Annotated in this window: 12 protein-coding genes; 3 read left to right on the plus strand and 9 right to left on the minus strand. The window is 73.3% G+C overall.

Features of this window, described 5'->3' with window-relative positions; genetic code table 11:
• Positions 1-29: 29 nt before the first annotated feature.
• Positions 30-500 carry a MarR family winged helix-turn-helix transcriptional regulator gene (locus AC27IY_RS10195; RefSeq protein WP_423472958.1) on the plus strand — a complete coding sequence of 157 codons (471 nt, stop codon included), beginning with the start codon at positions 30-32 and terminating at the stop codon, positions 498-500.
• Here the strand turns inward: AC27IY_RS10195 and AC27IY_RS10200 are convergent.
• From AC27IY_RS10200 to AC27IY_RS10225, 6 genes are all read right to left on the minus strand, one after another.
• Positions 497-1117, minus strand: coding sequence for a response regulator (locus tag AC27IY_RS10200; protein WP_344204427.1), 621 nt, complete (start codon positions 1115-1117; stop codon positions 497-499). The two genes, AC27IY_RS10195 and AC27IY_RS10200, sit on opposite strands and share 4 nt — an antisense overlap.
• Positions 1114-2319, minus strand: a complete 1206-nt coding sequence (locus AC27IY_RS10205) for a sensor histidine kinase (RefSeq protein WP_449943837.1) — start codon at positions 2317-2319, stop codon at positions 1114-1116. Before AC27IY_RS10205 ends, AC27IY_RS10200 begins: the two co-directional genes overlap by 4 nt.
• A gap of 29 nt (positions 2320-2348) precedes the next feature.
• A complete protein-coding gene (locus AC27IY_RS10210) occupies positions 2349-4172 on the minus strand; it encodes a hypothetical protein (RefSeq protein ID WP_487177766.1) in 1824 nt (607 codons plus the stop codon).
• Positions 4157-4924 carry an ABC transporter ATP-binding protein gene (locus tag AC27IY_RS10215; RefSeq protein WP_449943831.1) on the minus strand — a complete coding sequence of 256 codons (768 nt, stop codon included), beginning with the start codon at positions 4922-4924 and terminating at the stop codon, positions 4157-4159. The genes AC27IY_RS10210 and AC27IY_RS10215 overlap by 16 nt, the downstream gene beginning before the upstream one ends.
• Before the next feature lie 70 nt (positions 4925-4994).
• Entirely contained in the window at positions 4995-5996 is a 1002-nt protein-coding gene (locus AC27IY_RS10220) for a DMT family transporter (protein WP_449943828.1), read from the minus strand.
• Positions 5993-6859 carry an SDR family NAD(P)-dependent oxidoreductase gene (locus tag AC27IY_RS10225; protein ID WP_423472965.1) on the minus strand — a complete coding sequence of 289 codons (867 nt, stop codon included), beginning with the start codon at positions 6857-6859 and terminating at the stop codon, positions 5993-5995. Before AC27IY_RS10225 ends, AC27IY_RS10220 begins: the two co-directional genes overlap by 4 nt.
• 141 nt (positions 6860-7000) lie before the next feature.
• Between AC27IY_RS10225 and AC27IY_RS10230 the strand changes: the two genes are divergently transcribed.
• Positions 7001-7576 (plus strand): TetR/AcrR family transcriptional regulator, encoded by a 576-nt coding sequence (locus tag AC27IY_RS10230; RefSeq protein ID WP_449943824.1) that lies wholly within the window; start codon positions 7001-7003, stop codon positions 7574-7576.
• 18 nt (positions 7577-7594) lie between these two features.
• Here AC27IY_RS10230 and AC27IY_RS10235 read toward each other — a convergent pair whose 3' ends face one another.
• From AC27IY_RS10235 to AC27IY_RS10245, 3 genes are read right to left on the minus strand one after another with little or no spacing between them, the layout of a single operon-like run.
• Positions 7595-8386 (minus strand): cytochrome c oxidase assembly protein, encoded by a 792-nt coding sequence (locus AC27IY_RS10235; protein ID WP_449943821.1) that lies wholly within the window; start codon positions 8384-8386, stop codon positions 7595-7597.
• Positions 8350-8898: a DUF2243 domain-containing protein gene (locus AC27IY_RS10240; RefSeq protein WP_449943818.1), complete on the minus strand. Its 549-nt coding sequence runs from the start codon at positions 8896-8898 to the stop codon at positions 8350-8352. The genes AC27IY_RS10235 and AC27IY_RS10240 overlap by 37 nt, the downstream gene beginning before the upstream one ends.
• A gap of 10 nt (positions 8899-8908) precedes the next feature.
• Entirely contained in the window at positions 8909-9328 is a 420-nt protein-coding gene (locus AC27IY_RS10245; protein ID WP_449943815.1) for an STAS domain-containing protein, read from the minus strand.
• Between the two features lie 151 nt (positions 9329-9479).
• On the opposite strand from AC27IY_RS10245, the gene AC27IY_RS10250 reads away from it, so the two are divergent.
• Positions 9480-9815 (plus strand): CoA transferase (locus tag AC27IY_RS10250; RefSeq protein ID WP_487177767.1); only part of this gene is annotated, 336 nt, incomplete at its 3' end.

A 9815-nucleotide genomic window follows, 5' to 3' on the forward strand; every position in this document is an offset into this window, starting at 1 on the left:
GAAACGAACGTAGCTGGTATCTTGTTTACATGTCAACGAAGCGGTCCCACGAGACGGTGCGCTGGCTCGACGCGGACGAGGAACGCGCCTGGCGCGCCCTGCGCCGCATGATGATCGCGATCCAGACCCGCACCGCCCACGACCTGGCCGCGCTCGGCCTGTCCGAGCCCGACTACGAGGTGCTGAGCACGCTCTCCGAACGTCCCGGCCGCACCAGCACCCTGCACGAGCAGGCCGCCAAGATGGGCTGGTCGCGCAGCCGGCTGTCCCGGCACGCCACCCGCATGGAGGCCCGCGGCCTGCTGCGCCGCGAGCCCGACCCGGACGACGGCCGGGGCTGCTACCTCGTCCTCACCGAGCACGGCCTGGAGACGTTGGAGGACGCCGCCCCCGCCCACCTGGAATCGGTCCGCCGCCACGTCATCGACCGGCTCTCGCCCGCCGACCTGTCCGCCCTGGAAGAGCTCGCCCGCAAACTGGAAGAACCCTTCGGCGGCTAGCTGAGCAAGCCTCGGCGATACCCCTCGCCGACGGCCGCGGCGCGGTCGCGGACGCCCAGCTTGTCGTAGATGTGCAGCAGGTGGGTCTTGATGCTGGCCTCGCTGATGAAGAGCTTGGCGGCGGCCTGGCGGTTGGATGCGCCGTCGGCGACGAGGGCGAGGACCTGGAGTTCGCGGTCGGTGAGTGCGGCCTTGACCGGTTTGCGTACCTGGCCCATGAGGCGGCCGGCGACGGACGGCGACAGGACCGGCTCGCCGGCCGCCGCGGCGCGGACGGCGCGCAGGAGCTCGTCGGTGGGGGCGTCCTTGAGGAGATAGCCGGAGGCGCCGGCCTCGATGGCCGGCAGGACGTCGGAGTCGCCGTCGAAGGTGGTCAGGACGAGGGTCTTGATGTGGGGGTGGGAGTGGCGCAGGGCGGTGATGGCGGTGACGCCGTCCATCTCGGGCATGCGCAGGTCCATGAGGACGATGTCGACCTGGAGCGCGGCGGCCCGGTCGACGGCTTCGCGGCCGTTGCCGGCCTCGCCGGCGACGTGGATGTCGGGCTCGGCTTCGAAGGCGGCGCGCAGGCCGTGGCGGACGATGGGGTGGTCGTCGACGATGAGGAGGCGGATCACCGGGGGTTTCCTTGGAGGGCGGGGACGGTGGCGCTGACGGCGGTGCCCTCGCCGGGCGTGCTCTCGACCTCGAGGGTGCCGCCGACGCCGCGCAGGCGTTGTCTCATGCTGCTGAGGCCGAATCCGCCGCTGTCGGGATTGTCGATGCCGGTGCCGTCGTCGCGGATGTCGAGCAGCACGACGGCGCCGGTGTAGGAGAGGGTGAGGCCGGCGCGGGTGGCGCCCGCGTGCTTGGCGACGTTGGCGAGGGCCTCCTGGGCGACGCGGAACAGGGTGACCTCGATGGCCGGGCTGAGGGGGACGCGGTCGCCGGTCACCTCGACGTGGAGGTCGACGCCGGTGGTCTGGGCCCAGTTGCGGGCCAGGGTGGTCATGGCTTCGGGGAGATGGGCGTCCTCCAGCTGGTGGGGCTGGAGGGCGGCGACGGAGCGGCGGGCCTCGGTGAGGCTGTCCTGGGCGAGGTCGAGGGCGAGTTCGAGGTGGGTGCCCGAGTCCTCGACGCGCTGGGCGGCGCGGAGCTGGGTGATGATGCCGGTGAGGCCCTGGGCGAGGGTGTCGTGGATCTCGCGTGCCATGCGCTGGCGTTCGTCGAGGATGCCGGCCTGGTGGGCCTGGGTGAGGAGCTGGGCGTGCAGGTCGGCGTTCTCCTCCAGGGCGGTCTGCAGGTCGCTGACCGCTTTGCGATATTTGCGCTGCCGGTCCTCGATCCTGATGCCGGCGATGTGACCGCCGCCGATGGCGACGGTCTGCACGGCGACGATCGCCAGATGGAAGACGACGAGCTGAGGGGTGGCCTGGGTCCAGTCGAGCGTGGATCCGTACAGGACGACGGAGGTGGCGGCGACGGCGGCGAAGGTCCACTTGGAGGGAGCGAAGTGGGCGGCGAGGAAGTAGCCGGAGATGCAGTAGATGACGAAGATCGGGTCGTGGAAGCTCAGCAGCGCGGCGGTGGCCAGGACGCCGGCGAAGTGAACGGTGACGGCGACCCGCCGCCTGCGCAAGGCACGGAGCAGGGGGCGGGTGCCGAGCAGCCAGGCGAGGGCCAGCGCGGTGAGCGCGAGGGTGCGGGGGATCTCGTCCGCCGGCCGCTCGGGTGCGGCCAGGCTGATGACGAGGGAGGCGGCGAGGGTGATGTAGGGGACGATCTCGGCGACGCGCTCGAAGCGTCGTTCCCAGGTCGAGGGCGGGAAAGGGTCGTCCATGGGGATAGTGCCCCTTCTCTCGGATCGCTTCACCCGGTGGCGGTGGCCGACGAGGACGAGCTTAGGCGCATGGGGATCAAGATCGCGTAGCCGTACATGAGCAGCCCCAGGGCGATCATGAAGATGATCGTGGGCCATTGCCAGACCGGCGGGAGATGGAGGGCGAGGAACCACACGGGGTCCTGGATGCCGACGATCTTCATGACCAGGGGCACGAGTCCCTGGGGGAACAGGGGAAGCCAGGCGATGGTGTAGCAGACCGTGACGCCGATGCGGTGCTGGGTGGGCAGGTCCGCGGTGGAGGGTTTGTCGGCCTGGGGCGCCGGGCCGTGCTTCATGAGGTTGAGCAGCTCGATCCCGTGGCTCTCCAGCCTGCGGTGGGCGATCCGGCCGAACCCCCAGGCGCAGAGCACGCCGGTCAGCACCCCGGTGGCGATGCCGGCCCAGGGGTGCAGGAGGACGGCGGCGGCCGTGGGAAGGGCGGTCGTGGGGACCGCGACGAGCACGAGCCAGGCGAGGCTGGTCTCGGCGGTCTCGTCGGCGCCGGTGCTGAGCGGGTTGCCGCCGCGCTTGTGGGGGTCGGTGCCGGGGACGAGCGAGGTGACGGCGAGCAGGATGACGACTCCCGCGCCGCCGCCGAGGAGGGCGGGGAGCAGGCCGAGCACCCACGGCCAGGCCCAGGTCTCGCCGCTGACGAGGGTGCCGGCCACGGACAGGACGACGGCCGCCGGGCCCACGATGAGGAACCAGGCCAGCTGACGGCCGCGTACGTCGGCCCGCTCCGCCCCCGGCGTCATGAGGGTGAGCCACAGGGCGGTCCCGTCGGCGCCGTAGAGGTTGGCCGAGGACGCGGCGGCCATCACGATCGCGATGAGCCCCATGAAGGGGAACATGGCCCAGACGCCGATGGTGACGAGCAGGAGGGGGGTGACGATCGCGTAGGCGAAGGCGGTGGCGAGGAGCTGGATGCGGACGAGGTCGCGCCACCAGGCGCGCAGTTCCTTGGCGGCGACGACGCGGGCCCCGCCGGCGGTGGGGAAAGGCCGGGGCGCGCCGCGGCGGGGCGGCACACCGCCGCGTACGGCCGACACGACGCGCCGCGACAGCAGGGCGGCCCAGGCGGCGAGGAGGAGGGCGATCACGCCGGCGTTGCCGGCGAGGATGGCGAGGGCGAGAGGCCAGGACGCTTCCACGGCCGCCACCCCCCACCCGGAGGGCAGGACGCGGACCAGGATCTCGGACCAGGCGGCGGTGTCGGCACCGCCGAGAGCTACGAGGAGCGCCCAGCCGTTGCTGCACAGGGCGATGGCGGTGCCGGTCAGGACGCCCACGGCGACCGCGGTGGCACGGGACCTGACGAACAGGCCGATGAGCGCCACGATGACGCGGGAGACCATCACCATGGTGACGAGCGTGGCGACCGCCGCGACCAGGCCGATGAGCACTCCGGCCGGGCCGAAGCGCCAGCCGTACACGGGCAGGGACAGCAGGGCGACGAGGTTGACCGCGGGCGCGGGGCCCGCGAAGGCCCCGGCGAGCAGTGCCGCCGCGATCCGGCCCGGCGTGGCCGGGAGCATCGAGAAGTACTCGGGCCGCAGGGCCTCGTTGCCGCCGCCGATGAAGATGGGGCCGAAGATCCAGCCGGAGAGCCACACCGCCAGGGTGACGGGCAGGTAGGCGGGCCACAGGACGGCGACCGCGATCGTCCCGAAGGCCAGGACCAGCCCGAGCGAGGCGCCGCCGTAGAGGTTGGTGGCGTTGTCGCCGCGCAGGGAGTTGCGGGTGAGGGCCAGCCGCATGCGGACCATGTGCCGGGCCAGTGCGGCCGGGCCCGGGGTCACGAGGTGAGCCATGCCAGCCCCTCCGTTCCGCCGGCGCGGGCGCCGACGAGGTCGATGAAGGCGTCCTCCAGGGTTCCGGCGCCGCGTACGTCGGCCAGCGGGCCCGCGGCCACCACCCGGCCGTCGGAGATGACGCCGACGTGGTCGCAGAGCTGCTCGACGAGGGCCATGACGTGGCTGGAGATGATCACCGAGCCGCCGTTGGCCGCGAATCTGCGCAGGATCGTCCTGATCGTGGCCGCGGAGACGGGGTCGACGGCCTCGAACGGTTCGTCCAGGACGAGCAGGCGGGGCGCGTGCAGGAGGGCGACGGCCAGGCCGATCTTCTTGCGCATGCCCGTGGAGTACTCGATGACCAGGGTCCGCTCGGCGGCGTCGAGCTCCAGGATCTGGAGGAGCTCGTCGGTGCGGTCGGCGACCACGTCGGGCTGGAGGCCGCGCAGCAGGCCGAGGTAGGTGAGGACCTCGCGGCCGGTCAGCCGTTCCGGCATGGCGTTGCCGTCGGGCAGCACGCCGATCAGCCCCTTGGCCCGTACGGTGTCCCGCCAGACGTCCACGCCGAAGATCTCGGCGCTGCCGGCGTCGGGGCGGAGCAGGCCGACGGCCATGGCCAGGGTGGTGGTCTTGCCGGCGCCGTTGGGGCCGACCAGTCCGTAGAAGGAACCGGCGGGGACGATGAGGTCGATGTCGTCCACGGCCAGGTGGTCGCCGAAGGCTTTGCGGAGTCCCGTCGTGCGGAGGGCGGGCTCCTGGTGTGTTGGCATGCCTTGAGCATCGCGTGGGGGCGGGGGGCGGCGGATCGTCCGGGCGGGGACCGGGATGGTGGATGCCGCATCAACCGATCGGTTGATGCGAGGCGAAGGCGGCCGGTGTGTCCCGGTGCCGGGTGTCCGGGTGCCGGGTGTCCTGGGGCCGCGTGTCCTGGGGCCGCGTGTCCTGATGCCGCGTGTCCTGGCGCTGCCGGGCGGCGGCGTCGCGGCCCGGCCGTCGCTGGCCGAGTGCGACGCCCGCGGCGACGAGCAGGGCGCCCGCGACGTCGGCCGGGCCCGCCTGGCCGAGGCCGAGCGCGAGGGTGGTGAGCAGCGCGCCGACCGGTACGAGGCCGGCGAACAGACCCGCGCGGTCGGGGCCGAGACGGCGCAGCGCGTCGTACCAGAGGAAGAAGGCGGCCGCGGTGACGATCGCGCCGAGGTAGCCGAAGGCGGCCGCCTCGCCGAGGGTGGGCAGCCGCAGGGAGGCCGTTCCCTCCAGGACGAGTCCCGCCGCCAGCAGCATGGGGACGGACAGGGCGGCGGGATAGGCGGCCACCCTCAGGGGGCCGAGCTTGGGCAGAAGAGGGACGGCGAGCAGGGAGAAGGCCACCTCGCCGGCGAGCGCGCCCAGCGACAGCAGCAGGCCCTTCAGGCTGCCGGAGCCGAGGCCGGCCGCGACGGCCGCGCCGAGTGCCACCACGAGCGCGGCGCCGACGGTGCGGGCGGCCGGGCGCCGGCGCTCGATCAGGGGCCCGGCGAGGGCGAGCACGAGGGGGACGGCTCCGACCACGGTGCCGATCATGGCAGGGCCGGCATGCCGGGTGGCCTCGACGAGGAAGAGGTTGAACCCGGCCAGGCCGGTGGCGGCCAGTGCGATGAGGAGCAGGATGTCACGTGCGGTCAGGCGGACGCGGGGCAGGCGGCGGTGGCCGACGACGGCGAACAGGATCGCGGCGGCGAGCGCGTAGCGCAGGGCCTGTCCGGTGAAGACCGGGTAGCCGGCGATGGTGGCGGAGACCGCGGTCGAGGTGCCGACGAGCAGCATCGCCGAGGCCGCGCCCACGGGGGCGGTGGCGAATCTCATGCGGTGTGCTCCGGCGCGGCCGAGGAGACGGCGGCGGGGGTGGCGGACGAGGCAGCGGACGAGGCAGCGGACGGGGTGGCCGAGGGGGTCAGGACCTTGCGGGTGATGCGTTCGGCGATGGCGGCGACCAGCGTCCGGGGGCGGCGGGGCGTCAGGTGCGCGGCCAGGGCGTTGCTGAGCCCGGGCGCGACATAGCCGCGGTCGCGCTCCAGGGCGCGCAGCGCGGCGCGTACGACGGGCTCGGCAGTGGTCATGGAGCCGGTGACGGCCGCCTTGCGAGTGCCGATGGTGTCGAAGAAGGCGGTCTCGACCGGGCCGGGGCACAGGGTGAGCACGCGGATGCCGCGCCGGCGGTACTCCTGCCGCAGGGCCAGTCCGAAGTTCAGGACGAAAGCCTTGGCCGCGCCGTAGACGGCGAAGTAGGGGGAGGGCTGGAAGGCCGCGTTGGAGGCGACGTTCACGACCGCGCCACGGCCGCGCTCCAGCATGCCGGGCAGCAGCTCGTGGGTGAGGTCGACGAGCGCCACGACGTTGACCATCAGCTGGTCGTGGTCGCGGGCTGTGGGGATCTCCTCGAAGCGGCCGCAGGTGCCGAAGCCGGCGTTGTTGACCAGGAGGTCGACGGTCAGGCCGCGAGTGGTCAGCTGGCCGGCGACGCGGCGGGCGGCGTCCGGCTCGGCGAGGTCCTGGACCAGCACGTGGGCGCGGACGCCGTGCTCGGCGATCAGGCGCTGGGCGAGGGCGGCGAGCCGGTCGCCCGAGCGCGCCACCAGGATCACGTCGTGGCCCTGGGCGGCGAGCTGAGCGGCGAACTCGGCGCCGAGGCCGGACGACGCTCCGGTGACGAGGGCGGTGCTGTTCATGGTCACTCCTTCTGTGGGTGGCTAACTGGAAGGAGAAAGTATCAGTAATCCACAGAATTGCAACAGCATTGGTGCAGTTAGCTTCTGTAAGGCATCGACCATGTATCGTGTTCCTGGGAAAATGGACAAGCGGGAGGCCTGATGGGTGAGACGACGGCGCGCTCGCTGCGCGCGGACGCGGAGCGCAGCGTGCGCGCGATCCTGGAGGCGGCCGAGCGGGTGCTCGCCGAAGACCCCGCAGCCTCCATGGAGCAGGTCGCCGCGGCGGCGGGGGTGGCCCGCACCACGATCCACCGGCGGTTCGCCAATCGGCAGGCGCTGGTCGAGGCGCTGGCGTCGTCCGCGGCCCGCCAGCTCGCCCAGGCGGTGGACGACGGCAGGCCGGACACCGCGCCGCCGCTGGTGGCGATGCACCGGATCACCGCGAACGTGCTCCAGGTCAAGAGCGCCTGGGCGTTCGCCCTGGGGCTGCCGGCGGTCCCCGGCAGCGAGGCCGACGTCATCCAGCAGGAGATCGGCCGCGCCTGCACCGCCGTGCTGCGTCGGGCCCAGGCCGACAAGCTCATTGACCCGTCAGCCGATCTCGACTGGGTGCGCCGGGTCTACTACGCCCTCATCGGGGAGTCGCTGCACGGCGACGCGGACGGCGCCGACCCGGACACCCTCGCCGCCCGCATCATCGACACCCTGCTGCACGGCGCCGGCCCGCGCGCCTGACGTGGCGCCGGGAGCCGGCTAGCCCGGCTGGCGGGCGTACGCGATCCGCCTCGCCGGCCGCCAGCCGGCCACCAGGACGGCCGCCAGCAGGAGTTCGGCGAGGTCGCCGCCGTAGTACATGATCTCGGCGGCGCCGGTACGCTGCGCGGCGGGCACCGGCAGGTCCACCCCGAGCCCGGCGTACATGAGCTGGGAGAGCCCGGCGTGGGCCGCGACGGCCACGCCCAGCACGACGAGCCGCGCCGGCACCGAGGGGCGGCGCGGGGCGGGGTCAGGACCGGCGATCGCCCACGCGAACAGGCATCCCGACAGCAGGAAGTGCACGTGCACCAGCTCGTGCAGCCACGGTGTGACCAGGGCGGCGCGGTAGAGCGGCGTGCAGTAGAGCACGATCATCCCGCCGGTGCTCAGCACGAGCGCGGTGACCGGGTGCGCCAGCAGGTGCGGCACGCGGGCCCGCAGCAGTCCGCCGAGGCGGCGCGCGTACAGGCGGGGCAGCGCGCGCAGGAGCAGGGTCACCGGCGCGCCGAGCACCAGGCCCAGCGGCGCGAGCATGGCCACCAGCAGGTGCTGCGTCATGTGGCCGCGGAAGTCGGCCGCGGCGTACGCGGCGAGCGGCCCGGTGAGCGCGAACGCGGCGAGCGCCGCCCCGCCGGCGAACGCCGCCGTCCGCCACCGGCTCCAGCCCGGGGTCCGCGCCGCCGCCACGAGGTAGCCGACGAGCAGCAGGGCGAGCAGCACCGGCAGGGTGGCGGCGTGCTCGTGCTGGTGCGTCACCGCAGGGGGCCGGCCGCCGTACGCGGCTCGCACAGGTCGACGACCCGCGCCCCGCGCTGCAGACCCCAGCCGCCCGCCACGAGCAGCGCGCCGAACAGCAGGAACCCGAGGTCCCAGGCGAGCTGTCCCGGCCCGGTCCGTACGTGGTGGATGCCCAGCAGGTGGTGGTCCACGACGCCCTCGACCAGGTTGAACAGCCCCCACCCCACGAGGACCCAGCCCCACAGCGCCCGCGAGCGCCACACCCGCCCGCGCGAGGCGGTGACCCGGGAATACAGCAGCCCGATGCCGGTCAGCACCGCGAGCCAGGTGAAGGTGTGGAACAGGCCGTCCCAGAGGGTGTTCATCTGGAGGCCGGGCACGGTGGTCACCGGATAGTCGCGCACGCCGATGTTGTCGGTGTCCGTGCTGCTCAGCATGTGGTGCCACTGCAGGATCTGGTGCAGCAGGATCCCGTCGACGAACCCGCCGAGCCCGATGCCGAGCACCACGCCGGGCAGCGCGATGCGCCGCCGGTCGTCACCGCCCCTACTCTCCTCTGCCATGGCGACCCGCCTACCCCGCGGGCGGCGGCTCACGCCACGGGGGGCTCGACCGGCTCGGGAACGCGGGCATCCCGACGAGCTTCATCAACCGGCCCATCTGCTGCGGGACGTCACGGACGGCCGCGCGGCCCGAGGCGGCGAAGGCCGCGAGCGCCCGCAGGCCGGTGACGTCGGTGAAGCTCACCCCGCCGACGTCGACGACGAGCTCGTCGTCGATCCGCCGGGCCTGCTCCAGCGTGCGCCGCAGCTCGGCGGCGTTGCTGCGGTCGATCTCGCCGACGACCCTGACCAGCGAGGGGCCGGGACGGACGGTGCAGGTGACGCGGAGGAGGGGATCGACGTGGAGCAGGTGCTCGGCGGCTCCGCTCTCGTCGTGGCCGGTCGCACCCCGCCTCGTGTGCGCCCGGAGCGGATGCAGCACCTGCGTCATCACTGCCTCCTCGCCCGTGTCGTGGGACCCGGGGGGACCCGGCTGTTCCACGGTAACCGCGACGAACAATACACGAATTACTTTTCCGTATAAAATCTTCGCAGATTCCGGCCGGTGGCCCGGGAGGACGCTCCGGCGTAGGGTCTGGGGCGTGATCGATGATCGGACGGCGCCGCTCGCCGGGCTGCGGGTGGTCGAGCTGTCGAGCTTCGTCGCCGCGCCGCTCGGCGGGATGACGCTGGCTCAGCTCGGCGCGGACGTCGTACGGGTGGATCCGATCGGCGGCGGCCCCGACATCGGGCGCTGGCCGCTCGCGCCCTCCGGCCGGAGCCTCTACTGGGCGGGGCTCAACAAGGGCAAGCGCTCACTCACAGTGGACCTGCGCTCGGCGCGTGGCCGCGAGCTGGTCGCCGGGCTCGCCGCGGCGGCCGGCACGCTGGTGACCAACGCGCCGCCGCGGCCGGGGCTGACGTACGAGGAGCTGCGG

The organism is Nonomuraea sp. B208, assembly GCF_057536035.1.

Coding starts and splice junctions, on each gene's coding strand:
- AC27IY_RS10215 (WP_449943831.1), bottom strand. CDS start 4,924: ATGCCAACACACCAGGAGCCCGCCCTCCGCACGACGGGACTCCGCAAA.
- AC27IY_RS10230 (WP_449943824.1), top strand. CDS start 7,001: ATGGGTGAGACGACGGCGCGCTCGCTGCGCGCGGACGCGGAGCGCAGC.
- AC27IY_RS10205 (WP_449943837.1), bottom strand. CDS start 2,319: ATGGACGACCCTTTCCCGCCCTCGACCTGGGAACGACGCTTCGAGCGC.
- AC27IY_RS10245 (WP_449943815.1), bottom strand. CDS start 9,328: ATGACGCAGGTGCTGCATCCGCTCCGGGCGCACACGAGGCGGGGTGCG.
- AC27IY_RS10220 (WP_449943828.1), bottom strand. CDS start 5,996: ATGAGATTCGCCACCGCCCCCGTGGGCGCGGCCTCGGCGATGCTGCTC.
- AC27IY_RS10225 (WP_423472965.1), bottom strand. CDS start 6,859: ATGAACAGCACCGCCCTCGTCACCGGAGCGTCGTCCGGCCTCGGCGCC.
- AC27IY_RS10240 (WP_449943818.1), bottom strand. CDS start 8,898: ATGGCAGAGGAGAGTAGGGGCGGTGACGACCGGCGGCGCATCGCGCTG.
- AC27IY_RS10210 (WP_487177766.1), bottom strand. CDS start 4,172: ATGGCTCACCTCGTGACCCCGGGCCCGGCCGCACTGGCCCGGCACATG.
- AC27IY_RS10195 (WP_423472958.1), top strand. CDS start 30: ATGTCAACGAAGCGGTCCCACGAGACGGTGCGCTGGCTCGACGCGGAC.